Here is a 25,691-nt window from a genome sequence, read left to right as displayed (position 1 = left end):
TCAATATACAAAAATCCCCGGAGGAGCTCAGCGGCTTGTCCTCCGGGTGACTTCAAGGCTTTGACTTGGAAGTTGGCGAGGGCTCGTAACACGGATATGACGGAATGAAAATAGTGAAGGCCCGGAAATCGCCCGGGCCTCGCACATATTTATTGCGGAGCAACAAACGCCTCGATGTCAGATGTCGAACTGATAGCTGACGGGCACGAAGCGGTAGCCCGTATCCTTTCTTTCGACGAAGCCGACCGCCGGAAACGGCATGTGGTAGCCCATGAAGGGGAGCCGGTCGGTCGCGACCATGTCGAAAACATTCTTGCGCGTCGCGGCGGCCGCGGCCTTGTCCATGTCGAAGCGGACCTCCCAGTCGGGGCGCTGCAGAGACAGGACATAGTGATTGGCCGTGTCGGCCGTGAGGATCAGCGTCTGCCCCTCCGATTCGAGCCGGTAGATCATGTGACCCGGGGAATGGCCGAACGCGGCAATCGCCGAAATTCCCGGTACCACCTCGGCGCCGTCGGCGATGAAGGTCGTCTTTTCGGCGAGAGGCACGACCTTCTCCAACACCGCTTTGTGACCGTTTTCGGCCGGCGTTCCAACGCGCGCCGTATCCTTCCAGAAGTCGTATTCGACCTGTCCGGTGACGTAGCGCGCATTGGCAAAGGCAGGCTTGCCACCTTCCGTCAAACCACCGATGTGATCGCCGTGCATGTGGGTGATAACGACCACCGAGATCTGCTCGGGAGCGTAGCCGGCGGCGCGAATGCCGCGCGCCAATTGCCCCATACCTGCCTCGCGCCCTCCCTCCCCGAAGCCGGTGTCGAACAGCACGAGATCCGAGCCGGTATCAACGAGTGTCGGTGAAAAACCGGTGACGAAGGCGCCGGTGGGCAGGAAATTCTCGGCCAGCAGGGCGGCAACCGCCTCCGAGGGCTGGTTGGTGCCGAAGGTCTCATGCGGATTGCCCGAGGCACGCGTGCCGTCACTGATCACCGTAACCTTGAAGCTCCCGAGCTTCAGCGTCCGGAAGGCGCCCCCGCCCGACGCTGCACCGGTCCCCGTGCTCTCCTCGGCCATCGCAAACCCGCCCCACAGACCCGGCGCCGTCAGTACCCCTGCAGCCCCTGCTCCGAAGAGCGTTCGGCGTTTCATCAAAAATGTCATCCGTCGTTTTCTCCTGCAACAATGGAGTGCTATCGAGGCATCCCTCGCGTGACACAGGTGGCGCCTTGACAGGAAAGGGCAACCCGGATCACACGCTTTTGATCTGCATTCCCCGGCTTCGCCCCGACAAAGCCATCTCAAGGGTTTAGCGGCGCCACCGCTACGCACGCTTACAGCGCCGCGCGTCTTTTCAGACGCGCAAAGGTCGCTGTATCCGTTTCAATCTGCGCATCGAGCTTTCCGAAAATCGGGTACGATTTTCGGGCCGCGCGAGGGTCCCGCATGAACCGCATCGTCCCGATGATCCTCGCCGTCGCGCTCTTCATGGAGCAGATGGATGCCACCGTCATCTCGACATCGCTACCGGCGATCGCGGATGATATCGGCGTCGGACCGATCACGCTCAAGCTGGCGCTGACCTCCTACATGGTGGCGCTCGCGATCTTCATTCCCTTGAGCGGCTGGATGGCGGATCGCTTCGGCGCCAAACGCATCTTCCGTGCGGCGATTCTCGTCTTCACCCTCGGTTCGATCTTCTGCGCCGTCGCCGACGGCCTCGTCGCCTTCGTGCTCGCCCGCTTCCTGCAGGGCATGGGCGGCGCCATGATGACGCCGGTCGCCCGCCTCGTGCTCGTGCGCGGCACGCCACGCAGCGAGCTCGTCTCGGCCATGGCGCTGCTTACCATACCAGCCCTTGTCGGACCGCTGGCTGGCCCGCCGCTCGGCGGCTTCATCACCACCTATTTCTCCTGGCACTGGATCTTCCTGATCAACGTACCGATCGGCATCGCCGGTTACGTGCTTTCCGGCATTCACCTTCCCGAGATGGAACGGCGAAACCCGCCGCCGGTCGACATTCTCGGTTTTCTGCTCGGCGGCGTCGCCGCCGCTGGCGTCGTCTTCGGTCTTTCGGTCATCAGCCTGCCGGCTCTGCCGCCGGCGGTCGGTCTCTCCTCGGTGGCAGCGGGCGTCGCGGCGGCCTTCCTCTACATCCTCCATGCCCGCCGGCATCCCGCACCGGTGCTCGACCTCCGCCTCTTCCACGATGGCGCTTTCCGGGCAGCCCAGATTGGCGGCACCGTATTCCGGATCTCCGTCGGTGCGGTGCCGTTCCTGATGCCGTTGATGCTGCAGATCGGCTTCGGCTTGAACCCGTTCCAATCGGGTCTGATCACATTCATCGGCGCGGTCGGCGCCATCACGACCAAGTTCCTCGCGCGCCGGGTGCTCGCCTTTACCGGCTTCCGCACGACGCTGATCATTGCCGCGATGGTCGCGGCCATCACCACCTTCGCGAACGGCTTTTTCACGCCGGCGACGCCCTATCTCCTGCTGTTGTCGATCCTGCTTGTCGCCGGATTCGCCCGCTCCTTCTTTTTCACCAGCGTCAACGCGCTTTCCTTCGCCGATATCGACGACGATGATGCGAGCAAGGCGACCGCGATGAGCGCGGTGCTGCAGCAGATCAGCCTCGCACTCGGCGTGGCCGTCGCCGGGGCAATCCTTGAGATAGAGACGACGATCAGCGGCGAGGCGCTCAGCCTTGAAGACTTCCACATCGCCTTCATGATCATCGCCGCCGCCAACCTCCTGGCGGCGATCCCCTTCCTCACCATGGCGAAGACCGCCGGCGCATCCGTTTCCGGCCACCGCCTACCGGTGCGGGAGGCGGAGACGAGGGCCGTGAAGTGATCCAACGCATCGGGCTTTCCCGAAAATCGCAAACGATTCTCGGGAAAGCCCGATGCGCAGATTCAAAGAGTTACAGCATTTGCGCGTCTGAAAAGACACGCGGCGCTCTAGGGCAGCGGTGAGTGACGTCTCGACCTGAGTCTGTCTCGTCGCAAGTCTCGAAGCGGTATTCCGCTCTACTCCGGCCGCTCGCAAACGGCAGACAGCTTGTTGCCGTCCGGGTCGCGGACATAGGCCGCGTAGAAATCGGGATGGAAAGGCCTGAGCCCCGGCGCGCCCTCGTCCGTGCCGCCATTGGCGATGGCCGCAGCATGGAAGGCGTCCACGGCGGCGCGGCTTTCCGCCTCGAGCGCAACCATCGAGCCATTACCGATGGTTGCCGCCTGTCGGTTGAAGGGCGTCACGACCCATAGACGGCAACGGATGTCGCCCTCTGCGCCGTAGCCGATCTCAACCTCGTCCTCCTTGCGCCGCTTGAGCCCAAGGGTTGCAAGCGTGCCGTCATAGAAGGCGCCGGCGCGCCGGAGATCATTGGTTCCGAGCGTCACATAGAGGAGCATGCCCTACTCCGCTTCATCATCTTCGGCCGCTTCGTTGTCCGCGCGCCGGCCCTTGAAGCCCTTGGCGAGCAGGAACATCTCGACCGATTCGGCGCGGGACGAGGCCGGCTTCACATGCACGACCTGCCGGAAGTTCTGCTTCAGCATGTTGAGGAGATCGCGCTCGGTGCCGCCCTGAAAGGTCTTTGCCAGGAAATGCCCGCCTTCGGCGAGCACGTCGACGGCGAAGTGCGCGGCCACCTCACAGAGATGCATGGTGCGCAAGTGGTCGGTCTGGCGATGGCCGGTGGTCGGCGCCGCCATGTCGGACAGCACGAGATCTGGCGCACCGCCGATCGCCTCCTTCAGCTTTTCCGGCGCCTCGGGATCAAGGAAATCGAGCTGAAGGAAGCGGACGCCGGGGATCGGATCCATCTCGAGAAAGTCGATCGCCGCGACGCGCGGATCGGCGTCGGTCGACTGCGTGACCTTGGCGGCGATCTGCGACCAGCTGCCGGGCGCTGCGCCGAGGTCGATGATGCGCCTGGCGCCGGCGAGAATCTTGTGCTTCTCGCCGATTTCAAGAAGCTTGAAGGCCGCCCGTGCGCGATAGCCCTCGAGTTGCGCGCGCTGCACGTAGGGGTCATTGATGTGGCGCTCCAGCCAGCGGCGCGAGGAAGCCTTGAGCTTGCCCTTCTTCACCTTCTGGCCGAGCTTGCGGCCGCTGCCTTTGCTCCCGATCGGGGATTTCGTCATGCCTTCGCACCTTCGTGGGCCTTGTCGTGGACCCTGTTGCGTTCCTCGCTCGCCGGCGGGGCATTGAAGCCCCGCTGGTGGCGGCGCGGCCGCGACCGCCGCCAGGCTCCGTCATCTGCCATCATGTCGGTCAGCAGGCCCTCGCGCAGGCCGCGATCGGCGACCCGCATGCGCGTCGACGGCCAGCGACGCCGGATCGCCTCGAGGATGGCGCAGCCGGCAAGCACAAGATCGGCGCGATCCGGCCCGATGCAGGGATTGGCGGCGCGGGCGGCGAAATCCCAGGAGAGAAGCCGCGCCTGCATGGCCGAGACTTCCGCATCGGAGAGCCAGAGTCCGTCGACCCGACGGCGATCGTAACGCGGCAGGTCGAGATGGACGCCCGCAAGCGTCGTCACGGTTCCGGACGTGCCGATCAGGTGGAAGCCGCTGCCCGAATTGCCGCTTGCCAGCATGTCTACCGACGGGCTCTCGAAGTGGGCTAGCATGCCCTCGACCTCGCGCACCATCGTCTCGAAGCTCTGCGGCGTCACATGTTCGCCGCCATGGCGCTCCGAGAGCGTGACGACGCCGACCGGCAGCGACGTCCAGTGGGTGATGTGGTTGGCAAGACGGCTCGAGCGGTTCTCGCCGATGCGGATCACGGCGATCTCGGAGGAGCCGCCGCCGATATCGAAGAGCACGACCGACTTTGTCTCGCGATCGACGAGAGAAGAGCAGCCGGAAACTGCAAGGCGCGCCTCGGTCTCGCGGTTGATGATCTCCAGGTCGAGGCCGGTCTCCTCGGCCACGCGATTCAGGAAGGATTCGCCGTTGGCAGCGGAACGCGCCGCTTCGGTCGCGATCAGCCGGCGACGGCGGATCGAACGGAGGTTGAGCTTGGCGGCGCAGATCCTCAGCGCCTCGATGGAGCGCTCCATCGCGTCGTCCGAGAGCCGGCCGCTCGCACCGAGTCCTTCTCCAAGCCGGACGATGCGGGAAAAGGCATCGACGACGCGGAATTGGCCCGGTCGGGTCGGCTGCGCCACGAGCAGACGGCAATTGTTGGTACCGAGGTCGAGTGCGGCATAGAGCGGCGCCGCCAGGTCTCCGGGTGCGACATAGGGGGCGCGCAGATTTTCAGAGCGAGCCGGCTGTGGCGCCTGCGGCACGGCGGCTTCGGCAGGGCGCGGCCGCGGCTGATCGCCGGCACGCTCGGCAGCGAGCGGCTTGCCGCGCGACGCCAGAGGCCGACCCTGAAGGCCGCGCCGATGGCGCGCCTTCTTCCCGCACTTTTGGCCTTTCCTGTCGGCGGTCGCCGCATCCGAATGCGCAGAAGGGCCGCCGGAGGCGGCGAGTACAGCCTGGCCTTGGGACTTTGCTGCCTTGGAGCGGCGGCGCCGCTTGCGCTTGCGCGCCGGCTCCGCTTCGTCCAGTGCTGCGGGACGCCCTGCTTCTCCGGTCACCCCGGATCCGCTGGCAATTGCAGACGGCGAACCGGACGGCTTGCGCCGTCTCCGTTTGCCCTTGCCGCGGCGCGGCACATGCTTCTGCGCCCCGCCACGACCTGCTGCCGACGCCCCGGATTCAGACGGCTTTTCGCCGTAATCGGGGTCCTTCACGTGTCTCAACCATTGCGCCGCGCGAAGCCTTGCGGCCGCTCAAGGCGCTCTCTCGATTTTGCGTTGGCGCGACTGTACCAGCGCCGCCCTTTTTAGCCAAATTGTTTTTGCGGCTCCCGCTCCTACCGACAGAAGCCACCTCAGGGACAGCCGCGATCGGCCGCAACGAGGAACGCCGAGATCACAAGCCGGCCGCATTTTTTTGCCAAAAGGTATTTGCATCCGCCGTTCTTTTGTTTATAAGCCCGCCACACCGACGCTGCGGCCAGGCTCCGCCAGCGGACCTTGGGGAATAGGTTAACGGTAGACCAGCGGACTCTGACTCCGTTAGTCCTGGTTCGAATCCAGGTTCCCCAGCCAAATCTCGCTAAGTCCACTTTAATTCCTTGGTTTTTTCAGTCAGGCTGGATCCCGTTTTGGCGTCGATCTGATGCCCAGCACTGCAGCCCACGGGTGATGCCCTCACACAATGAGGAGTGACGGCGTCTCCGGTGGTGATCAAGGGCAAATCACCCATTGGCCACGACGTCGAGAGCCTGATCCGCCCGCGGCAACATCTTATAATGGCGCGCTTTCCCACCCTCGTGGACACATAAGAGCTTCTTGCCAAGGTTGTGGACCCCAAGGCATCGTCAGGACGGAAAACCCGTCCGGTATTTGATCTGAATGCTCTCCGGATTTTGATCGGAAGGCTGTCCCGGTTAGTCTCTGGAATCCGTATCCTGCGTCCACGCGGCCCTTCTCATTGTAGAACTCAGCCATATTTACAACTTCACTGCCGCAAAGGCAGTTCGTTCAAAGGACCCGCGCATGTCCATCATAATCAGCGTCCTGATCACGATTCTCGTCATCGCCCTGGTGCTGTACCTCGTGCAAAAACTTCCGATTGACTCGACGATGAAGCAGATGGCGCAGGTCGTGGTTGTCGTCGTCGGCGTAGTTTCGTTGCTCAGCTATCTGGACGTATTTTGAAGTTGGCGCGGCCTGCCCGTAATGGTCGTAGCCGACGGCGCCGGCCGGCGCGTGAGATCGGCCAGACTTCCGCAGGCAACAACAGCGGCGTCAGCCGGGGTTGAGATTCGCGAAGTTTAAATTGTCAAACTGCTGCGGCAGCTCGCTAGCGCCGTGCTAGAGCAACTCATTTCGGTCCTTGGTCGCTTTTGCCCGCCGCCTTGTGCCATCCGTGTCATTGCCCCTGCTGGCATGAGCTTCGCTGCGCGGCGGTTCATCAATTGCGCCCCCTTCATTATCCCATTCTTCAAGCGCATCCCTCATCCGCGCCGCGGACTTAGGATCCGGGGTGCCTACGTCGAAGCCCACCAACGATGCTTCGCTGATTATGGCGTTCATGAGGTCCCCATCTGAAATATCCAGATCAGGGAAAATGCGCCGCACTGCGCCAAGGGCTTCAGAGGTCGCAAGTGGCCGGGCTTCTTTCTGACACGCGTTCAGAAACGCGCTGATGGCCGCGCGCACCTCAGGCGATATTTCGCGGGAGTGCTTTCTCATTATAACCTCCCAGTGCATACACCCTCTCAATCTAAACGGTGCCCGCGTCTCAATGTTCCTGATTTCTCGCGAACACGATCGCCGGTGTGATCTCGGCATTTCATACACAGGTTGGATCAGTTCTGTGTTTTCGGCGGATGGGCAGCAGGCAAACAGCGACTTTACGGCGTCGTTTGCATCAATGGAGACCTCACCTTCCTGTCGGCGAAAACAAAGACCAGCGAGAACCTTGTTTAGAACCCAATTGAGGCCCACATATTAAAGACTGGGAATACGGGGTGATTAGCCGATTTTGCTTCGCGGGGTTCCGCGGGGTTCAGGGCCCCTCATCTGCCACAAATTCTAAGCGAATGCCTTGTGCCGTTGGGGCAGAGTGTCGCCAAGCGTGAAACACCGCCGACCCACAGTCCTGTTCGCATGCAGGACCGCCTCAGCGCCTCCCGCGGAGCGCCGCAGGAACAGCCGCACGATCCTACCTCGACACAATACATCATGTCGATCATCCGGCGGCGCTCGATTGCCGCACTAGCAAAGGACCACAAACAATCATGACCGCTACTAACATTTTGAAACACAATGCCCGTCCGGTCCGCCGAGACGGCGCCACACATCTCTTTACCGTCGGTCAAGCTGTTCGGCTGAAGGGCGGGTATCAGAGATCGGCTGTACCGGTCTATCACATCACCGGCACGCTGCCGTCGAGCGGCGGTTCGCCGCAATACCGCATTCGAAATGACGACGAGCATCATGAACGGGTGACGACGCAGGACAGCCTCGAGCCGGTGCGCGTAGCGTCTGCCGACGAAGGCGCCACTCTCATCGAAAAGACATTCGGCAAACAGATCAAGCCCGCTGCGAACGGCAGCGCGTCGCTGGACACGGGCAAAAAATGACAGTTTTGACACGTCTGTAGAACGGAGAGGATAGCGATGAAGATCGTGATCGAGTTCTACCGTATCCGCGATGCGGACGACGCGCATGCGGTCCTCGGCCGAGAGACCGTGGAGGCTACCGACGTCGACGAGGCGATAGAGATTGCGCGGGAGCTTTTGCGCACCCTCGACATGCCGCAGCGTCCAGACGCCATAACCATCACCGATGGTGATGGGAACAAGATCCATTCAAGCAGTCTCGACACCATCGAAAATCTTGATGAAAGGCCCCCATTATGAACGCCCACCGCAATGAATTTGAAGCCGGGCGACATGCACTTGCGATCAGCATCTGGGAAAATGAAGGTGGGACGTCAGCACCCGAGCTCGTGGATGATCAATACGGCCGCCACATCGAAGCGGATCGCCCATGGAGGATCTACCACGTGTCCATAGGCGCACCGGCGCGTGTCGACGGTAACCTTCGTAATATAAAGCGGCAGGTAAAGCGAATCAGCTTGTCGGCACCAGCGCGGCCCGCGTCGCGCGAAACAGAGGCTCGCTGAGGATGACGCTGTTATTTCCGAATTCGAGCCGCAGCCTCGATGAAAAGCGAAACGCCGTCCGTTTCATCGGCCATCACGGCATGTTCGAGGTGCGGTTCTTCGTCGAGGCCGAGGCGCTTGTGAGAGCGGATGCCGAATTGGGCAGGTCGGAAATCTCGGCAACGAAGCTCCTTTCTGCTTTCGACGCGTTGCGCCTGTCCATCTACGAAGTCGCACGCAAGGTCTATTCCAGTGGCCGCCGCGACTCCTATACACTGACCGCCGCCGATTTCCGCTAGAATGGGATTCAGATGCTGATCCGCTACGGCTATGAGATCACGCTGAATTTCCAGCAACCGGCCGCCTTGGTATGCCTGCTGTCGGTCCACGAGGATCGCGCGGCCGATATCCGGGTTCCTGAAACAACTTTCACCGCCCCCGATGTGCCGACATCGACCTATCGCGACCTCTTCGGCAACCGATGCCGGCGGCTTGTCGCACCGGCGGGTGACCTGACGATATGGGGCGATGCCACAATCGAGGACGACGGCAAACCGGACAAAGTGCTGCCGGCCGCCCAGGAAGTCCCGGTGTCGGAGTTGCCGGACGATTGTCTGACCTACCTGATGGGCAGCCGCTATTGCGAAACCGACCGTCTCAGCCAGAGCGCTTGGGACATGTTCGGCGCGGTCGCGCCCGGTTGGGGACGTGTGCAAGCGATCTGTGATTTCGTTCACGACCATATCCGTTTCGACTACATGCAGGCCCGATCGACGCGGACGGCCTTCGAAGTTTTTCATGAGCGCGTTGGTGTCTGCCGCGACTTCGCGCATCTTGCGGTCACCCTTTGCCGCTGTCTCAACATTCCCGCACGCTATATCAACGGTCATCTCGGCGACATCGGCGTCCGGGTCGTCGACCCGATGGATTTCAGTGCCTGGATGGAGGTCTTCCTGGATGATGGATGGCATACGTTCGATCCGCGCAACAATACGCCGCGTGTCGGCAGGATTCTGGTTGCACGCGGCCGTGACGCAGCCGATGTCCCCCTCATCAACTCGTTCGGGCCGCACGCCCTGAAGTCGTTCCGGGTGTGGACTTATGAGGTGCCCGCCTTGCAATAGCCGCTGGGAGCATTCGCCGATCGCGATCAGAACGAGGGAGCAATTCACGGCATGAACGACAGTCTCTCATGGCTTCCCCGTGAACCGGCAGATCGGCTTACCAAGCCGTTCATGCAATTCCTCCGCATCGAGGCTACGGCGGGCATTATCCTTTTGCTCAGCACGCTCTTGGCGCTTGGTCTCGCAAACAGTGCGTGGTCGTCGTCGTTTCTCGCCTTATGGGAGATGCCTGCGGGCGTCAGAGTTGGCGACATCGAGATCTATCGTTCTCTGAAGCACTGGATCAACGACGGGCTGATGACGCTCTTTTTCTTCGTCATCGCCCTTGAGCTGAAGCGCGAGTTGGTGCTGGGGGAACTGCGCAATCCGCGCATAGCCGCTCTACCCGTCGCCGCTGCTCTCGGCGGGATGGCAGTGCCGGCCGGTCTGTTCTCGCTGCTTGTCGGCGGCGGGCCGGGTGCGAGTGGCTGGAGCACAGTGATGTCCACCGATACGGCCTTCGTCATCGGGTGCCTTGCGGTGCTCGGCTCGCGCATACCCGGCCGCTTGCGACTATTCCTGCTCTCTCTTGCGATCTTCGACGATGTCGGCGCCATCCTGGTCGTGGCGATCGGCTATGGCGAAGCCTTGAATTGGGTCGCACTCGGAAGCGCCATTCTCGGGCTTGCCGTCGTAGCCGGGATCGCGCGTCTGGGCATCCGCAGCATTCCGGTCTATTTCGCGATAGGTAGCGGCATCTGGCTGGCATTCGACGCATCGGGCGTTCACGCGACGCTTACCGGAGTGATTCTTGGGATAATGACGCCGGCGCGCAGTTGGGTAAGCGACACCCGCCTCCACGCGATACTCGACCGCGTGAGCGCCTATCCGCCCGGCGACCATTGGAGCCGCGGCACGGCAGCACGCAGCGACCTCCACCGGGCAGGCGTCGCGACCCGCGAGGCACTGTCTCCGGTCGAGCGTCTCGAGATTGCTCTCCATCCTTGGGTCGCATTCGTGGTCATGCCGTTTTTTGCCCTCTCTAACGCGGGCGTTCCGATAAGGGACGCGAACTTCGACATTCCCCTCACGACCGCAATTTTCGCGGCCTTCGTGGTCGGCAAGCCCGTTGGCATTGTGCTCTTCAGTTTCCTCGCCGTGAAACTCCGCTTCGGGGCTCGTCCAGGCGAGCTATCGTGGAGTCTGCTGGCAGCCGGAAGCCTGCTGACCGGGATCGGCTTCACCATGGCTCTGTTCATTGCCGAGCTTGCCTTCGAGCCCGCGCTTCTGAACTCCGTCAAGCTCGGCGTTCTCGGCGCTTCCGTCATCTCGGCAGCCCTCGGTTTCCTGGCGCTGACCTGGCTGACGTCTCCTGGCAGACGACAATAAGTGCGGCTCGCTCCGTCGGCCGGTTGCCGGTTCATGGCGCAAGCGGGCGCCTTACGCGACACGATCTTGCGCTCCTGTTCGCTGGCGCATGGTGGGTAGTCTCCGACCCGGTCTAAGGCATTCGCTGACTAGCAGCCTGGCAACGAACTAACTCACAAGCGCTTCACGGCCCGTTACTTTGTCCATGCTGATGGCGAAAAAAATGGGAAGGTATCCCGGTGGCTTTTCATCCGCGCCCAAGTCAAGGGCACCTGGTTCCCACCAATCATTGTAAACGTTCAGTATGCTCCACGCGTATTTCTTCTCCGCCTCGTTGTGGAATTCGCGGTACCTGCCCTCAATGACTACGCATTTCCATCGGTGCTGATCAGTATAATGCTCGATCTCAACGCATACGAGCGGATTGCTCCGCATGAATTCAATCTTTCTGCCGGGCATCGAATAACCGAAAATCTGGCCCTCTGCTTGGACATAATATATCGGCACAACATATGGTTGATTATCACGGCAACATCCAAGCCGGGCCACGCGCTGCTCGGAGATGAGTATGTGGCATTCACTGGGTAGCATCTCGCGCAATTTCATTGGCGATGCTCTATCCAGATCTCTCGGTTCGGTCGACGTTCTCGATGCTTGCGGGTGACCGCAATCTACCTGTCATCCTAGCACGAAACCGACGGCATGCGCGGGTGCCATAAAGCGTCGAATTCGCGTGTGTGGGCCGTTTTCCTGGTGGAGCGTGGTGCCGGAACCGCTTGCGAGGATCAGCCGAACCCGGCCCTTTTTTTGCGAAGATCCGTCAACCTCAATCCCTTGGATCAGCTTCCAAGTGGTCAGCCACAAGAGAAGGCGACGCCCGTAGCGTACGCTCTTCGAGTTCCGTTGTGACCCACTCGAGAAAGAGGTTGTAGGCCACCGCCAGCAGGGTCGGCCCGAGAAAAAGCCCGATTAATCCAAAGGCCAGGACGCCGCCAACAAGCCCGAACAGACCGAGCAGCACGGGCAGATTGACGTTCTGGCTGAGCAGATATGGTCGTAAGAAGTTGTCAATACTGCTGACGAGAAGCAGGCCCCATACAGCGATGAAAAGGCCCCACCAACCTGACCCCTGCATGAGAAGCCAGAGTGCAACCGGCCCCCAAACGAACGGCGGTCCCGCGGGCACAAACGAGAGCAAGAACGTCAGGCAGCCCAGCACTAACGATTGGGGCACGCCGGCGATCCAGAAGCCGATGCCGGCCAGCAGCCCTTGCGCAAGGGCCGTTCCGATCATCCCGTAAACGACACCTTTCACGGTCGTGCCAATGACCGTGAGCAACCTTCTGGCGCGAGCGCCGGCAATCCGCTCACCGATCTGACGCATAAAACTGGTCATGCGTCGGCCGTGCAGAAACAGGAAAAAGGTGATGAATATACTTAGCGCGAGTTCGAGGAGGCCGATGCCGAAAGCTGCACCGCCAGCGAGAGCAATATCGGTGACAGGGCCGGTCAACTTTTTGAGCTCGAGGATAAAGGCGGGAGCGTCATGAGTAAAGTTTTCCCAGTAAGCTGCCACACTCTCGCCGACAATCGGCAGGCCCTTCACCCAGCTTGGTGGCGCTGAAGGACCCTGCTCCAGGACGCGCGTTATTCCCTCGGCTAGGTTCTTTATATCGCCGGCGAGCGCCGTCACGAGGAAAGCAAGCGGTGCTGCCAAAACAAAGACGGCCAGCATCGTCATAGCTGCGGCGGCAGCCGCCCGGTTGCCTCCGACAGCACGTTCACATCGGCGGTAGACAGGCCATGTCGAGAAACAAATGACCGCGGCCCACATTATTGCCGACAGGAAGGGCCAAAGGACGAGAGCGCAACCAATCGCCAGCAGCACGAGCGCGCCGATGCCCAGAAGCTGCTCGACCAGTCTGCTTAGAGGAATCATGACCACTCCTCCGGTTCCTTGCGATTCTACTCCATCGACAAGCAGGACACGCGGTGAAAATCGCAACTACCTCGCTCACAGTCATGCACGGACATCAAGTGGGGCAGATTTCGTCGCAATCGCACAGCAGACGACTGCTTCGAAGCGAATGCAACTGTCAGCATGCTTGTTTTCAACTAATATTATTCGCCGCACTGGCCGCTCGCGCGCTAAACTGGCGGCCAAAACAGCTGTATTAGAGGCACGCCCAGCACGACCACAATGAATGAGAGCGGCAGCCCCAACCTCCAATAGTCGCCAAAGCGATAACCGCCGGGACCCAGCACCAAAGTGTTGCACTGGTGTCCGACGGGCGTGAGAAAATCGCAGGCCGCCCCCACCGCGACTGCCATCAGAAAGGCGTCCGGATTGTAGCCAAGGCGCTGAGCCAGGGTAACTGCGATCGGAGCGACGACCAGAACGGTGGCTGCATTGTTCAAAAACGGCGTTGCGGCCATTGCGACCACCATGATCATTGCAAGCGCACCGTAGACGGGCAAAGTGCTGGAAAGCTGAGCGAGGCCGCCGGCGATAATGTCGGCGCCACCGGTTGTACGGATCGACTCGCTGACTGGAATGAGAGCCCCGAGCATTATCAGGATGGGCCAATCGACAGCCTCGTAAGCTTCCCGAAGCGAAAGTGACCCGAGCAGTACCGTCAGGACAGCAGCCGTAAAGAAGGCCGTTGCAACGGGCAATAGGCCAAATGCCGTCAGCACCATAGCACCGGCCAGCACCAACACCGGTACCAGGCCTTTTCGCGGATTGCCCAAGCGGATCTCACGCCCGGCCAAGGGTAGAAGACCGAGTTCCATCAGCTTGGTCGGGAGAAGCACGAGATCTCCCTTCAAAACGAGAACGTCGCCCGGTCTTAACACGATGTCGCGCAAACGCTCGGTGAAGCGCTTGTTGCTCCGGCTGACTGCGAGCAGATTAATATTGAAGCGTTCATAGAGCGCCAAGCGCTTGGCGGTTTGCCCGATCAAAACCGATTTCGGGCCGATCACCACTTCAATTCCGGCGATCTCCTCGTCCACTCCCTTTGCTTCCGTCGGACGGTCGTGCCCCTCCAGTTCCAGACGCGCGCGCCTGATGCCTCGCTCTAGCGCCTGAGGGTCTCCTTCCAATAAAACGATATCGCCCTGACGAAGGACGACGTCCGGCAAGGGCATCAGGCGCTCGACCTCATTGCGAATAAGGCCAGTGACTAGGACCTCCTCGTCCAACAAGGTCGACAGGTTACTGATCGACTTGCCGATAACGGACGAAGTGGCGGTGATGCGAGCCTCTGTCATGTAGTCCTTGATGTTCAGCGCCTTCTCCATTGTCGGGACCGCCTCACGTTCCCCCGGAAGCAGCCGATAGCCGAACGACAGAAAAACCACTCCCGCTGCAGCGAGACCAATACCGACAGGGGTGAAATCAAACATGTTGAAAGGGCGGCCCGTCAGTTCCTCGCGCATTCGGGACACGACAATATTCGGTGATGTCCCAACGAGTGTAGTGAGCCCGCCAAGGAGGGAACCGAACGCCATCGGCATGAGAAAAGACGAAGGGGAAGCGTTCGACCGGCGTGCCATCTGGAACGCGACTGGGATCATCATCGCCAGCGCGCCGATGTTCTTGATGAAGACAGAGAGAACCGAGACGGCCGCCACGAGAATAACAACCTGACCCTGCACGGAGGTCGAACTGGGCGCCACGCGATGGAGGAATGCCTCTATGACACCACTGCGTTCGATCGCGGCGCTTACGACCAGGGCGCTGGCTACAATGATGACAATGTCGTCCCCGAAGCCGGAGAACGCCGCCTGGTGCGGCACGATGCCGGTGAAAACTGCGGCAAGCAACGCGAGAACTGCGATGAGGTCGTAGCGGAGCCGTCCCCATATGAAACCGACCATCAGGCCGATCAGAATGGCGAAGGCGAAAGCCTGAGCTTGTGTCATGGATAAAGTCCCGACCAACTCTTCCGAATGCCAGGCCTATTCTACTCGCCTGCAAGAGCTAGCGCATCGGCCCGAAAATCGTACCCGATTTTTCGGAAGGCTCGATGCGCGGATTCAAAGTATTACAGCGACCTTTGCGCGTCTGAAAAGACGCGCAGCGCTGTAATGTAGGGTGACTTACCAGTTTCCGCTCAACGCGCTGCACCCCGAACGTCCGTCCAGGATGCTTTCCAGCTTCGTAAAGCGGATGCGCACATGATCAGACGACTACAGGATGCTTCCGAACAGGACCGAATAGACAATCACTGCAATCGCCAGAGTAAAGGCAAGCGATACGAACAGCGGCGTGAAATCGTAGGTATAGAAGCGGGCGGGAATGAGATTTTTCATAGCGATCTCCTAAGTTTCGTTTGGTCGAGAGGCCCAAAGCGCGGCGTCCGCGCTTCAGGATAGTGAGTGACCGCAGCTCGTGCTCACCTTGCCGAGGACGTCCGCCGGAACTTGGATATCGGCCAAAATGGCCGCTACGAGTTCATCGCGCTTCGCACGATTGTCGTAGCCCTTAATTGCTGCGAGATCGGTGCTGCTGGCAGCAGCCATTCGCCCTGCCGCAGTTGAACAGATGCCCGCAAGTGCATCCACTCTGGCCGTCTCTGCCGCCTGGGTGCTGGCAGTGGTGGTGGTAATCCATCCAGCATTGAAACCGATGATCGGCGCGGCGATAAGCCCAACGACTAAACCAATCGCGTAGGGCTTCGTCCGTTCAAGCATTTGATCGAGTGTCATGATTTCATTCCCTTTAATCAGGTTGATTATCGGGATCGTTGCGGGCCCGCGCTCGGACCAGGAGCCAATGGCAATCCGGATGATTTACAGTGCGCTTTAAAACAATCGAAGTAAACATTTAATTACAATTCCCGATAAAAAAATAACACTTTTCTAATGATCGTAGATAATTCTGGGCTGAAATTGAAAAAATATGAGTCATCACCGATATTATATTTATATAACTCGAACACTATCTTTTAGAACTCGAATTCTTAAGAAAAATCCATCGTAAAGCCTCACTCTACGGATACGGAGTGATGATAGTTTTTTGCTTCATCAGAGGCAGTTCGATCCCGCGCATCCAAGTGCGGGGCCGCCGCTGTGGGCTTTGTCCAATGAGGCTGTAGCGACAGTGGCTGTCCGCGTCGCGATTTGCGCCAAACGGCTCGATCCTGGCTGAATCTCTGTCGTTTCGATGGAGACGGAACCTATACGATCTATCATCTCTTCACCGGAGAAACCGCAGAGATAGGCCGTTGGAAGATGGAAGGGCTCAGCCCCAAAAATGCAGTACGGGCGCTGAGGATTCTTAATACCCCCAGGCTGGCCGGCGATCGCGAGGACCTTTGAAGAAACACCCTTGGCGCATCAGCCCAAGATCGGAACCGATTTTCGGAAAGTTCGATGCGCAGATCCGCAGATTCAAGGAGTTACAACGACCTGTGCGCGTCTGAAAAGACGCGCGTTCTGTGGCGCTTTCCGACTGGAGCACCGCGCGCTACGGCGCCTCCCTAAAATACATGTGCGGCCTACTCCATGCTGCAGACACCGCTGCGGAGCCGGTACGGCCGGTTGCACTCCCAGGCATTACCGGAGGAGTCCAGATGCGCGTTTTGAGGAAGCTTTATTTCTGAACATTTCATCCCTTTGGCTTCATAGCCGCGATCGCATTTCCATTTCTGACCGTAGGATGTATCCACGAAGAAAGCGTTTTTCGGAACCTGGACGGCAACGCAGGCTTTGTCCTTCTTTTCGAAACCACGATCGCATATCCATTCGTTCCCGCTGGTCGTCAGGTAAGCGTGCTCAGGAACGATCAACGCTGCGCATTTGCGCCCGACATTCTGGTAACCGCGTTCACATTCCCATCCCTCATTAAAGGTCGAGTCCGTCAAAAACGCATTGTCCGGCAGGTCGATGAGCTCACATCCAGTGTCGTTTCGGCGATGCCCGCGCATGCATTGCCAGCGATCACCATAGTAAGGATCAAGATAGGCATTGGCGGGCACCTGAACGGCAAGGCACCCGTTGCCGTTCTCAGCGAATCCATAGTGACATTCCCAGCCCTTGCCAAAGGATTCATTCGTCAAGAACGCGTGGTCGGGAGCCATCACCGCGACGCAGGAATCGCCCTGCCTTCTGAACCCACGATCGCATTCCCAGCCTGATCCGTAGCGGCTTGCTACGGCATTAGCGGGCACCGGCGGTGTCGCTTGGCCAAATGCACCTGGGCTGTATAACAGAGTCCCGGACAGAAGGACGCTTACCTGCAGAACCAGTACTGCGCAGTACGGTCGGGACATGTCTTTATCTCCGAATGAACCTTTGGCCGTTATCTCGAGGCATAGTCCTGTGACTGGCGGTGCTGACCGATGCCGGGGCGACGCGAAAAGGTTGTTGACCAACGGGAGCGAGAATTTCGGCTTGGCCGCTTTACCAGATCTCCGCCATTCTCGGGTCAGGCATCTACATGCGTCTGGAAAGACACCAGGATGACGAGAGCGCGAGGAGCGTCGCTCACCTCGTTTGCAGCTCGAGTGGAAGCCCTTGGATAGCGTAGCGCCCCAGCCGCGATCCGGGCGGTTGCCTGTGCTTGCCGGCCTTGCCCAATTGATACTCGAGCTTCGCCGCCAGCCCCGACCGGGTGTCAACACCCGCAAGCAGCAGCTTCGTTACCAGCAACGTGGCAGTTTCATAAAGTCTCGGATCACCGATAAGGACATCCGCGCGATAGCCAGCTTCGTCTAAGACTGACCGGATCATTTCCCTATCGGCAGACAATATATTGCGTATGGTGGAAGACATGGCGCCCTACTTGGTTAGGGCCAGGGTAGCTAACCCTCAAGCAATAGCGCCCGTGACAATTGCTACTGAAGGTTGGACACTGCGCCTTTAATTCGAGAATAGCAACCTCCCTCAGGTTTCATTCAGTCAGCCCCAGCGCGCGCTGCGCTCCCAGTTCCCGCAATAGACGGCGGAAAACGCGGCTCAGCGGCCACAAGCCAGCTCTGGAGGCTGAATGCCGGGCCGATACTCCGGTCTGATGCCGCAAGAGCCATTTCCGTTATTGGCGTGCCTACTTCTGCGCTGGCCTTCGTGTCGCCCCGTCACTCCGCCGAGTTAAACCGCAACGTAAACACGACCCCTGCGATCTCGTCGGCCACTTCCTGCGAGAACTCGAGCGGCATGCATCCCTCCAAGGCCGCGCTCGCGGCTGCGACGAAGGCCTTGCGTTGCGCCTCGTCACCGGTCACGCGGATCGCGGTCGGCTGGGGCGGGCCCATCAGGGTGCCGTCGGCGCGGAAGGCGAATTTGAGGGTGACGAAAGAGTCCTTGATGCCGGCGGGTGGGGTCCAGCATCTGCCGAGGGCATCGCTGACCTCTCCGATGGTACGGAGCGGCTCCGCGAGCAAGGGTCCCGCTTGCGAGAGGAGAAGCGCGCCCACCATGGCGCGCACAGCAAGGAATTTCATTTATCGATCAGCCCGAATCCGATCACCCACTACAGCCGAGATTGCGACGGACTGCGCCCGAACGCAATCCGCCGCGCCTCAAACGCCGCTACAGCAGCCCGCGCTTGGCCAGATTGCGCATCAGCGCCGCCGTGCCGAAGGTCCAGGGCGGGCAGTCGGTCGAAAGCCGCACCGTGTTGACGAGGCTGCCCAGCGCCGGGCTCGAGATCGTCACCACGTCCCCGATCTTGTGGGTGAAACCCTGGCCCGGCTCGCCGCGGTCCTCGACCGGAGCGAAAAGCGTTCCCATGAAGAGCATCAGCCCGTCCGGATATTGGTGATGCGGACCGATCGTTTGGGCGACGAGGTCGAGCGGATCGCGGCTGATTTCCCGCATGGTGCTCGAGCCTTCGAGCCGGAAGCCGTCCGGTCCTTCGATCAGAAGGTCGAGATCGGCCTTGCGCACCTCGTCGATCGAATAGGTCTCGTCGAAGAGGCGGATGAAGGGGCCGATGGCGCAGGAGGCATTGTTGTCTTTGGCCTTGCCGAGGAGCAGGGCCGAGCGGCCCTCGACATCGCGGAGGTTCACGTCATTGCCGAGGGTGGCGCCCGTGACGCGCCCGTCGGCGGAAACCGCAAGCACGATCTCCGGCTCCGGATTGTTCCAGCGCGAGATGGGATGGAGCCCGACGGCGGCCCCCCAGCCGACCGCCGATAGCGGCTGCGCTTTGGTGAAGACCTCCGCGTCCGGGCCGATGCCGACCTCCAGATATTGCGACCAGGCGCCCTCCTCGATCAGCGCAACCTTGACGCGCGCGGCTTCGGCCGAGCCAGCCTTCAGACTCCAGAGGCTGTCGCCGATGATCGCCATCATCCGCTGGCGAATTGCCTTGGCGCGGCCCGCGTCGCCGGCGGCGCGCTCCTCGATCACGCGCTCGATCATCGAGCGAGCGAAGGTGACACCACAGGCCTTGACGGCCTGCAGGTCCGAGGGGGCGAGCAGGCGGACTTCGCCTGGCGCCCGCTCAGCCACGGCCATGACATCGGCAAGAGAATCGAGCGCTTCGCCCGGGGCCGAACGGACATGCGCCGCAGGGTCGTCGAGATCGAGAAGGTCGCGCATCGTCGGGACCGCGCTCGAGGTGATATCGATCAACTCGCCGTTACGGACGGTCACAAGGCTTGGCCCCCCGACATCCGGGCGCCACGCGCGGCCGACAAAGGTGCCGGTTTCATAGGCCATGGTCATTCTCCGTCTTCCCCCATCGAAAGCGTTTTTCCGCCTCGCCCCGGTTTTCGCAGCGGGCCGCCTGTCTGTAAAGCACCTTCGATCAGCAACTGCCTGTTGCAGGCAGTGCGAGTCGGAACCCTGTAATAGCTGAAACGTTTAACATTCGGCCGCCTATCCTTGGTGGTCGCAATTGTACTTTGATGGTCGATCGCCCTGTGTAAGCTGTCTCTGAAATGGCCGCGCAATTGTCGCCGGCAGGGCAAGCGCCAGGAAGGATGAGTTCATGACCCAAGAGGACCAACTGAGACCGCCGGAAGACCCTGAAAACCAGCAGGCACCACCGGCTCCCGAGCGCGAACCGGGAATCAGGCGCAGCACGTGGCTGCTCTTGTCCGCTCTGCTTGTCGGAATTGTGATTGCGCTCTTCGCCTGGCTGCCCGCGGAACTGACGAGAGACGTCGAGGACGTTCCGGAAACGACCTCTTCCACGACCGTCGAACCGGCACAACAACCGGCGACCACGATTCCGGCCGATGAGGCGGCGCCCGCACCGGCGACGCCGGAAATGACACCGCCGGCCCAATGACGCCATTGGAGCTTCGTGCGCGGGATGGCGTCTCGCCCTCCCTGGAGTGCGGAAGGTGCCCGAGGTGGATCGGCGTCGCGGTCTGCCTCGCCAGAAGGCGAGGATAGTGCGGTTCATGAACGAGATTGTTGCCGACATCTTTGCCGCGACACATACGCCTTACCAGGTGGTGCTCGCGCGCCTCAGCGGTGCCATCCTGCTTGGGGCGCTGATCGGCATCGAAAGGGAAAGGCGGCAGCGCCCGGCCGGCCTGAGGACGCATATTCTCGTGAGCCTCGCATCCGCGGTGTTCGCCATCATGGCGATCGAAAGCGTGCACATGGCCAGCCTCTCCGGTCCGGAGGTCCGCATCGATCCGATCCGTGTCCTGGAGGCGGTGACGGCGGGCGTCGCCTTTCTCGCCGCCGGCATGATCGTCTTTTCCAAGGGCGAGGTCCGGGGCCTGACCACCGGAGCCGGCATGTGGCTCGCAGGCGCCGTCGGGCTGGCGATCGGCTTCGGCTTCTGGTGGATCGCGGCCTTCGGCGCTTTTGCGAGCCTGGTCGTGCTCTTCATTCTCGGCCGGCTCGAGGTGGCCTTGAACTGGAAATCGCGGGACGAATTCGCCGGAACCGCCGAGGGTCAGCCGCAGGACGCGAACGCCCCGGCCAAGGACGATCGCGAGAGAAAATGAACGCCCCGTCTACTGCGGACGTCCTGGGATGTCAGGCGAGTTCACCGGTCCGAGACCGACAGCCGGAATTGCCGGAGCCTGACCCACAGGGCGTGTCCTCGCACGCACAATCGGCTGTCTGTGGCGATGACCGTGCAAAGTCGCAATGGCGCGCACCGCGTCCTCCGACTTCGCAAAAGTTTTGCCGTCCAGGGGCCAGACGCTGTATTTGACCGCGATGAAGCGGAACTGCCCGTTGTCAGGCATCAGCGCACCGACGGCTTCGCCGGCGAATTCGATCGTGTGCTTGCGCATCCCTGTGAGATCCCTCCCTGCGCCTTGAAAAGGCGGACAGCTGGCGGCTGGGCAAAGATCTAGCGTCCGCCTCTAGCCTGCAGCGACGGTAAAACACCTCGGGCACACTTTGGTTCCCGTCGCTTTCAAAAAAATCTTAACTGTCATCGGAGCGGAAATTGCAAACTCAGGCAAGGAAGCGTTCGGGCCTGTAGGGCAGAATGTCGATCACCGTCTTCTCCCCGGTCATTGCCTCCGCCAATGCCCGGCCGGTCACCGGGCCCAGGGTCATGCCGTGATGGGCGTGGCCGAAGGCGAACCAGAGCCCCTCGTGCCGGGGCGCTTTTCCGATGATCGGCATCATGTCGGGCGTGCAGGGACGCGCGCCCATCCACGGCTCCTCGTCACGGCGTTCGGCCAGGGGGAAGAACTCGCGCGCGACCCGCTCCGCCCGGGTCAATTGCACCGGAGTCTTTGGCGCGTCGCGTCGCGCAAATTCGGCGCCGGTCGTCAGGCGGATGCCGCGCAGCATTGGCGCCAGGAAATATCCCATCTCCTCGTCGAGCACCCAGTTGTTGAGCTGAGCACCGTCCCTGGTGCCGTAATGCATGTGATAGCCGCGCTTGACCGCGAGCGGGAAATGATAGCCGAGCTTGCGGGTGACGGTGTCGGCCCAGGGGCCGAGCGCGACAACGACCACGCGGCTTTCGAGCGGGCCCTCCGGCGTCGCCACGCGCCAGCCGGCACCCTCGAGGACGTGCTCGAGCGTTGCCGCGTCGCCCGAGACGAGGCGGCCACCGAGCGACTGAAAATAGGCGAGATAGGCCTTGTTCAGGCTGTGCGGATCGCGGATCGACCAGGGATCCGTCCAGCGCAGGCCGCCGGCGAGCTCCACCTGGATGAACGGCTCTATGGTCTTTAGCTCGCTGGCCGAAAGCTTCTGGTGGCTGACGCCGAAGCCGGCGGAGAGCCCCTCGGCGTCCTTGTAGGCGGCATCGCGCTCCTTTTCCGTGCGGAACACCTTCATCCAGCCGTTCTTGCAGATGAGATCGCCCGCGCCGGAGGCTGCGATCAGATCCTCATGCTCGGCGATCGAATTCTCGATGAGGGGAGCGTAAAGGGTAGCGATCCGCCGATGCTGGGTAAAGCCGGAATGCCACCAGTAACGCGCGAGGAACGGCACCAGCCCGGGCAGCGCCCGGAAATGGTAACTCGCATCGATGGTATTGTTCAGCGCATAGCGGAACAGGGCGCCGAAATCATGCGGGAAGCCATAGGGAAAGACGCCCTCGCGCTGGATAAGGCCGGCATTTCCGTAGGAGGTCTCCTCGCCCGGACCGCGCCGATCGAGAATCACCACCGATTTTCCACGCCGCGCCAGATGGATCGCCGCGGAAATGCCGACGATTCCGGCACCGAGGACCACTACGTCAGTCTTCATAAACAATGCCCCCGCTTAGCCACGCTATCTCTTCAGTTTGCTCATGATCTGTTCGAGGGAACCAAAGGAGCAGGGCCGAGAGGACGAAGGCAAAGCGCAATCGTCGCCCACATCAGCGTTTCAGCCATCGGCCCGAAAGGATGCGCTCGACAGCAATTTCCAGAGATTTCATCAGGGCCGTTCCTTGCTTGGGAAAGGTATTCGCATGAATAGCCAACCCACCAGGTGAGAGCAAGGGAACAGACCTTCTGGCGAAATCAATAAGGGGCAAGCCGGACACTTACCCCATATTGCCGGCCATGCGCCGAATCAGACGACCCATCATGATCGGCATCCTTCCGAGTGGGAAGATCGGGGATCATGTTCGTCGGATAAACCCGGCGATGAGCGAGATCACCAGAAGCACGAGGAACAGGAAGAATAGAACCTGAGCTATACCAGCCGAAGCGCCGGCAATCCCGCCAAAACCGAGTATACCGGCAATGATGGCGATGACTAAAAAGATGAGCGCATAATAGAGCATAATCCATCTCCTTGCCTGCGTTGCTGAACTCGAAACGCGCGGTATCTCACCTTTGTTCCGTGAGCAAACCTTTGTTCCGGGAGCAAAATCCTGGTCGGCACTTCGCACTCTCTGGAACGTCGGTTGCGATATGGCGGCAAAATGGCTCCTGCCTCCAATTCCAGAGACGCGGCCACTCGGCAGGAACCTTCGCGGCCTCGCGGCGTTTTGGCCATGAGCCAGCACTGGAAACAACATGGTGATTCCTGCGCGACATATCTGGAAGACAGTGGCGACGATCGCCGAATACCGGGCAGATTTGCGCAAGTACAATCTGCATATCGGCAGGACGATGCGCGACCTTGAAATGCGGACGGAAAGAACGACCAACAAACATCTCGATGCTCTACTTGAGGATCTGGACACAGCGGAGCGGAAGAAGCAAAACTAATCTTGACGGGCGGCCAGGCGCAATCTCACAACAACCATGCGCCATCACCGCACAACACGCGGAACAAAAGGCGCCATTCAGCGTTTTGACGGCGATAACGAGCGCCGCGGCGGCGCGCCTTATCCGCACTGGAGAAGAGGATGCAAGTCTTCGCTGCGCTGTTACCTCAAATATCCGCGGCAGACGCCGCGGTTCCTAAAGCAGGGGATTTCAGGCTTCGACTCGCCGCACTCGTCCGTCAAAGGGCAGGTTTCGGACAGCCAGTATTCCCTTAAATCAGCAGAACCAAAGGATAGGAACGTGTCATGAAGAAAATACTTCTCGTTGCAGCTCTCATCCTTCCCTTGTCAGCCTGCACGCAAACGGAAAGGGGCGCGGCAGTGGGAGCGACCTCGGGCGCAATCATCGGCGGAGCCGTGACCGGGGAGGTCGAAGGTGCCGCGGTCGGCGCAGCGGTCGGCGGCGTTGCCGGTGCCTTGATCGGCCGTGCAAACGAACCAGGCTATTGCATTTATCGCGACCGCTACGGCCGCCGCTACACGGCGCGTTGCTAGCTCATCGGCTTGAAAATCGGACCCGATTTTCCGAAAGCACGATGCGTAGATGAAAAAAATTGCAGCGCCATTCTGAAGGACACACGGCGCTGTAGTGGCCTTCTCGAGTCAACCGGTCGGATGAAACCATGCCGTGGGTCGAAGCGCTCGCGCGTCTGACAAGGCGCGCAGTGCTGCCCTTGCGGGGCTGTGCCCGCGGCCCCGCCCCGCGTTGACGCACCCCGGAGCTGCCGGCGTCAGTCGCGCGACTGGTTCCGTTCGGCCTCGTCGAGCCGCTGAAGAAGATCCAGGAAATGCTGCGGCACAGGCTCATCCTCCACGGCCTTGTAGAGCGCCTTCAACTTTGCCGCAATCTCAGGGTGGGGATCTCCCTTCTTCGCGCCGCGCCCGCCGTCTCCTGCCGAAGGGTCCCTCATTGCCAGTTTCCACGTACCGCAGGCTTGCCGGCCGATTTCACGGTATATGCCGTCATCAATTGCTCAATTCTTTTCCATATTCCCAAAGACGTGCTCGAAACTTTGACGTATCCTGCTGCGAGCCACACCGTCTGCAAATCCGGGATCATAACGCACAATAGTTTAGGAAGGTCTAAATGTCACTTTCCACCAAAATTGCGCCCCATCTGCCCTATCTGCGCCGCTACGCCCGTGCCGTCACCGGCTCGCAAGCGGCCGGCGATGCCTATGTTGCCGCCATGCTGGAAGAGCTCATCGCAGACGTCAGCCTCTTCCCAACGGCTTCGGACGACCGGATCAGCCTCTACAAGCTGTTCTGCTTATTGTTCGACAAGCTCGAGGTCGACCGTTCCCAGCTTGTATCATCCTATGCCTGGGAAAGGAGGGCCGCGGCCAATCTATCCCTGATCGCACCCGCGCCCCGGCAGGCATTCCTGCTCGTTGCCGTCGAGGGATTTTCGATGAACGAGGCGGCCGAAATCATGTCACTCGACCAGGGTGCATTTGCCGGCCTGCTTTCCAGCGCGTCGGAGGAAATTTCGCGGCAGGTCGCAACCGATATCCTGATCATCGAGGACGAGCCGCTGATCGCGATGGATATTGAGGATATGGTCGCGAGCCTCGGGCATCGGGTGACGGGGATTGCCCGCACGCACAAGGAGGCGCTCGACCTCTATCACAAGACCTCTCCCAAGATGGTGCTTGCGGACATACAGCTTGCCGACGGCAGCTCCGGCATCGACGCCGTCAACGAAATTCTCACGGAAGCGGCCGTCCCCGTGATATTCATCACCGCCTTCCCGGAACGGCTGCTGACCGGCAACAAGCCGGAACCGGCCTTCCTGGTAACCAAGCCGTTCAATCCTGAGATGGTGAAGGCGCTGATAAGCCAAGCGCTGTTCTTCGACGAACAGGCCCATGCGGGGCACCGCTGAAAAGCCGAAGTGCGGCG

The 25,691-nt window shown here is 60.7% G+C and carries 30 protein-coding genes and 1 tRNA gene; 13 read left to right on the top strand and 18 right to left on the bottom strand.

Annotated elements, in window-relative coordinates:
• Positions 1 to 177: 177 nt before the first annotated feature.
• Entirely contained in the window at positions 178 to 1,161 is a 984-nt protein-coding gene (locus SJ05684_RS01765) for an MBL fold metallo-hydrolase (RefSeq protein WP_034851994.1), read from the bottom strand.
• Positions 1,162 to 1,443: 282 nt separating this feature from the next.
• Here SJ05684_RS01765 and SJ05684_RS01760 point away from each other — a divergent pair, with 282 nt between their 5' ends.
• The gene (locus tag SJ05684_RS01760) at positions 1,444 to 2,853 is read left to right on the top strand and encodes an MDR family MFS transporter (RefSeq protein WP_034851986.1); all 1,410 of its coding nucleotides are present in this window, start codon (positions 1,444 to 1,446) and stop codon (positions 2,851 to 2,853) included.
• A 176-nt stretch (positions 2,854 to 3,029) separates the two neighbouring features.
• Here the strand turns inward: SJ05684_RS01760 and SJ05684_RS01755 are convergent, their stop codons facing one another.
• From SJ05684_RS01755 to SJ05684_RS01745, 3 genes are read right to left on the bottom strand one after another with little or no spacing between them, the layout of a single operon-like run.
• Positions 3,030 to 3,413 (bottom strand): VOC family protein, encoded by a 384-nt coding sequence (locus SJ05684_RS01755; RefSeq protein ID WP_034851984.1) that lies wholly within the window; start codon positions 3,411 to 3,413, stop codon positions 3,030 to 3,032.
• Between the two features lie 3 nt (positions 3,414 to 3,416).
• Positions 3,417 to 4,148 carry an RlmE family RNA methyltransferase gene (locus tag SJ05684_RS01750; protein ID WP_034851983.1) on the bottom strand — a complete coding sequence of 244 codons (732 nt, stop codon included), beginning with the start codon at positions 4,146 to 4,148 and terminating at the stop codon, positions 3,417 to 3,419.
• Positions 4,145 to 5,749: a Ppx/GppA phosphatase family protein gene (locus tag SJ05684_RS01745; RefSeq protein WP_034851981.1), complete on the bottom strand. Its 1,605-nt coding sequence runs from the start codon at positions 5,747 to 5,749 to the stop codon at positions 4,145 to 4,147. The genes SJ05684_RS01750 and SJ05684_RS01745 overlap by 4 nt, the downstream gene beginning before the upstream one ends.
• A gap of 286 nt (positions 5,750 to 6,035) precedes the next feature.
• Here SJ05684_RS01745 and SJ05684_RS01740 point away from each other — a divergent pair.
• Both SJ05684_RS01740 and SJ05684_RS29935 read left to right on the top strand, forming a co-directional pair.
• Positions 6,036 to 6,109, top strand: a tRNA-Gln gene (locus SJ05684_RS01740).
• A 450-nt stretch (positions 6,110 to 6,559) separates the two neighbouring features.
• Positions 6,560 to 6,721, top strand: coding sequence for a Thivi_2564 family membrane protein (locus SJ05684_RS29935; protein WP_085938986.1), 162 nt, complete (start codon positions 6,560 to 6,562; stop codon positions 6,719 to 6,721).
• 156 nt (positions 6,722 to 6,877) lie between these two features.
• Here SJ05684_RS29935 and SJ05684_RS01730 read toward each other — a convergent pair whose 3' ends face one another.
• On the bottom strand, positions 6,878 to 7,258 hold the full coding sequence (locus SJ05684_RS01730; RefSeq protein ID WP_244426595.1) for a hypothetical protein: 381 nt from the start codon (positions 7,256 to 7,258) through the stop codon (positions 6,878 to 6,880).
• A 548-nt stretch (positions 7,259 to 7,806) separates the two neighbouring features.
• On the opposite strand from SJ05684_RS01730, the gene SJ05684_RS01725 reads away from it, so the two are divergent.
• From SJ05684_RS01725 to nhaA, 5 genes are all read left to right on the top strand, one after another.
• Positions 7,807 to 8,151, top strand: coding sequence for a hypothetical protein (locus tag SJ05684_RS01725; protein ID WP_034851978.1), 345 nt, complete (start codon positions 7,807 to 7,809; stop codon positions 8,149 to 8,151).
• 36 nt (positions 8,152 to 8,187) lie between these two features.
• On the top strand, positions 8,188 to 8,430 hold the full coding sequence (locus SJ05684_RS01720; RefSeq protein WP_034851976.1) for a hypothetical protein: 243 nt from the start codon (positions 8,188 to 8,190) through the stop codon (positions 8,428 to 8,430).
• A 268-nt stretch (positions 8,431 to 8,698) separates the two neighbouring features.
• Complete coding sequence (locus SJ05684_RS01710; RefSeq protein ID WP_034851974.1) at positions 8,699 to 8,974, top strand: DUF1488 family protein; 276 nt, start codon at positions 8,699 to 8,701, stop codon at positions 8,972 to 8,974.
• 12 nt (positions 8,975 to 8,986) lie between these two features.
• Entirely contained in the window at positions 8,987 to 9,799 is an 813-nt protein-coding gene (locus SJ05684_RS01705) for a transglutaminase-like domain-containing protein (RefSeq protein WP_034851973.1), read from the top strand.
• Positions 9,800 to 9,850: 51 nt separating this feature from the next.
• Positions 9,851 to 11,167 (top strand): Na+/H+ antiporter NhaA, encoded by a 1,317-nt coding sequence (gene nhaA / locus SJ05684_RS01700; protein WP_034851971.1) that lies wholly within the window; start codon positions 9,851 to 9,853, stop codon positions 11,165 to 11,167.
• A gap of 147 nt (positions 11,168 to 11,314) precedes the next feature.
• On the opposite strand, the gene SJ05684_RS01695 is transcribed toward nhaA, so the two are convergent.
• The 9 genes from SJ05684_RS01695 to SJ05684_RS01650 form a co-directional block, all read right to left on the bottom strand.
• A complete protein-coding gene (locus tag SJ05684_RS01695; protein WP_034851969.1) occupies positions 11,315 to 11,752 on the bottom strand; it encodes a pyridoxamine 5'-phosphate oxidase family protein in 438 nt (145 codons plus the stop codon).
• A gap of 220 nt (positions 11,753 to 11,972) precedes the next feature.
• Positions 11,973 to 13,085 (bottom strand): AI-2E family transporter, encoded by a 1,113-nt coding sequence (locus SJ05684_RS01690; protein ID WP_034851968.1) that lies wholly within the window; start codon positions 13,083 to 13,085, stop codon positions 11,973 to 11,975.
• Between the two features lie 209 nt (positions 13,086 to 13,294).
• A complete protein-coding gene (locus tag SJ05684_RS01685; protein WP_034851966.1) occupies positions 13,295 to 15,073 on the bottom strand; it encodes an SLC13 family permease in 1,779 nt (592 codons plus the stop codon).
• Positions 15,074 to 15,340: 267 nt separating this feature from the next.
• Entirely contained in the window at positions 15,341 to 15,463 is a 123-nt protein-coding gene (locus SJ05684_RS30845; RefSeq protein WP_034851964.1) for a hypothetical protein, read from the bottom strand.
• Between the two features lie 54 nt (positions 15,464 to 15,517).
• Complete coding sequence (locus SJ05684_RS01675) at positions 15,518 to 15,859, bottom strand: hypothetical protein (RefSeq protein ID WP_034851962.1); 342 nt, start codon at positions 15,857 to 15,859, stop codon at positions 15,518 to 15,520.
• Between the two features lie 791 nt (positions 15,860 to 16,650).
• On the bottom strand, positions 16,651 to 17,424 hold the full coding sequence (locus SJ05684_RS01665; RefSeq protein ID WP_157211949.1) for a hypothetical protein: 774 nt from the start codon (positions 17,422 to 17,424) through the stop codon (positions 16,651 to 16,653).
• 214 nt (positions 17,425 to 17,638) lie between these two features.
• A complete protein-coding gene (locus SJ05684_RS01660) occupies positions 17,639 to 17,926 on the bottom strand; it encodes a hypothetical protein (protein WP_034851958.1) in 288 nt (95 codons plus the stop codon).
• A 302-nt stretch (positions 17,927 to 18,228) separates the two neighbouring features.
• Entirely contained in the window at positions 18,229 to 18,594 is a 366-nt protein-coding gene (locus SJ05684_RS01655) for a UCP034077 family protein (RefSeq protein WP_050979924.1), read from the bottom strand.
• An 88-nt stretch (positions 18,595 to 18,682) separates the two neighbouring features.
• Positions 18,683 to 19,822: a fumarylacetoacetate hydrolase family protein gene (locus SJ05684_RS01650; protein WP_034851954.1), complete on the bottom strand. Its 1,140-nt coding sequence runs from the start codon at positions 19,820 to 19,822 to the stop codon at positions 18,683 to 18,685.
• Positions 19,823 to 20,087: 265 nt separating this feature from the next.
• Here SJ05684_RS01650 and SJ05684_RS01645 point away from each other — a divergent pair, with 265 nt between their 5' ends.
• Positions 20,088 to 20,390: a hypothetical protein gene (locus SJ05684_RS01645; RefSeq protein WP_034851953.1), complete on the top strand. Its 303-nt coding sequence runs from the start codon at positions 20,088 to 20,090 to the stop codon at positions 20,388 to 20,390.
• Between the two features lie 115 nt (positions 20,391 to 20,505).
• On the top strand, positions 20,506 to 21,063 hold the full coding sequence (locus SJ05684_RS01640; protein ID WP_034851951.1) for an MgtC/SapB family protein: 558 nt from the start codon (positions 20,506 to 20,508) through the stop codon (positions 21,061 to 21,063).
• A gap of 9 nt (positions 21,064 to 21,072) precedes the next feature.
• On the opposite strand, the gene SJ05684_RS29450 is transcribed toward SJ05684_RS01640, so the two are convergent.
• The 3 genes from SJ05684_RS29450 to SJ05684_RS01625 form a co-directional block, all read right to left on the bottom strand.
• Positions 21,073 to 21,357, bottom strand: a complete 285-nt coding sequence (locus SJ05684_RS29450) for a hypothetical protein (RefSeq protein ID WP_050979923.1) — start codon at positions 21,355 to 21,357, stop codon at positions 21,073 to 21,075.
• 166 nt (positions 21,358 to 21,523) lie between these two features.
• Positions 21,524 to 22,777 carry an NAD(P)/FAD-dependent oxidoreductase gene (locus tag SJ05684_RS01630; RefSeq protein ID WP_034851950.1) on the bottom strand — a complete coding sequence of 418 codons (1,254 nt, stop codon included), beginning with the start codon at positions 22,775 to 22,777 and terminating at the stop codon, positions 21,524 to 21,526.
• Positions 22,778 to 23,135: 358 nt separating this feature from the next.
• Complete coding sequence (locus SJ05684_RS01625) at positions 23,136 to 23,300, bottom strand: DUF1328 domain-containing protein (protein ID WP_034851948.1); 165 nt, start codon at positions 23,298 to 23,300, stop codon at positions 23,136 to 23,138.
• Between the two features lie 235 nt (positions 23,301 to 23,535).
• On the opposite strand from SJ05684_RS01625, the gene SJ05684_RS01620 reads away from it, so the two are divergent.
• Together SJ05684_RS01620 and SJ05684_RS01615 are read left to right on the top strand one after the other, a co-directional pair.
• The gene (locus tag SJ05684_RS01620; protein WP_034851945.1) at positions 23,536 to 23,730 is read left to right on the top strand and encodes a hypothetical protein; all 195 of its coding nucleotides are present in this window, start codon (positions 23,536 to 23,538) and stop codon (positions 23,728 to 23,730) included.
• A gap of 305 nt (positions 23,731 to 24,035) precedes the next feature.
• Positions 24,036 to 24,284 carry a YMGG-like glycine zipper-containing protein gene (locus tag SJ05684_RS01615; protein ID WP_095694187.1) on the top strand — a complete coding sequence of 83 codons (249 nt, stop codon included), beginning with the start codon at positions 24,036 to 24,038 and terminating at the stop codon, positions 24,282 to 24,284.
• A gap of 236 nt (positions 24,285 to 24,520) precedes the next feature.
• On the opposite strand, the gene SJ05684_RS01610 is transcribed toward SJ05684_RS01615, so the two are convergent.
• The gene (locus tag SJ05684_RS01610) at positions 24,521 to 24,700 is read right to left on the bottom strand and encodes a NepR family anti-sigma factor (RefSeq protein WP_034851942.1); all 180 of its coding nucleotides are present in this window, start codon (positions 24,698 to 24,700) and stop codon (positions 24,521 to 24,523) included.
• 176 nt (positions 24,701 to 24,876) lie between these two features.
• Between SJ05684_RS01610 and SJ05684_RS01605 the strand changes: the two genes are divergently transcribed.
• Complete coding sequence (locus tag SJ05684_RS01605; protein ID WP_034851941.1) at positions 24,877 to 25,674, top strand: response regulator; 798 nt, start codon at positions 24,877 to 24,879, stop codon at positions 25,672 to 25,674.
• The last annotated feature ends 17 nt before the right edge of the window (positions 25,675 to 25,691 follow it).

It is taken from the genome of Sinorhizobium sojae CCBAU 05684 (assembly GCF_002288525.1).
Taxonomy (GTDB): Bacteria; Pseudomonadota; Alphaproteobacteria; order Rhizobiales; family Rhizobiaceae; genus Sinorhizobium; species Sinorhizobium sojae.
Note: the sequence above shows the minus strand (reverse complement) of the source record. Positions and strands in the feature narration are given on the sequence as shown.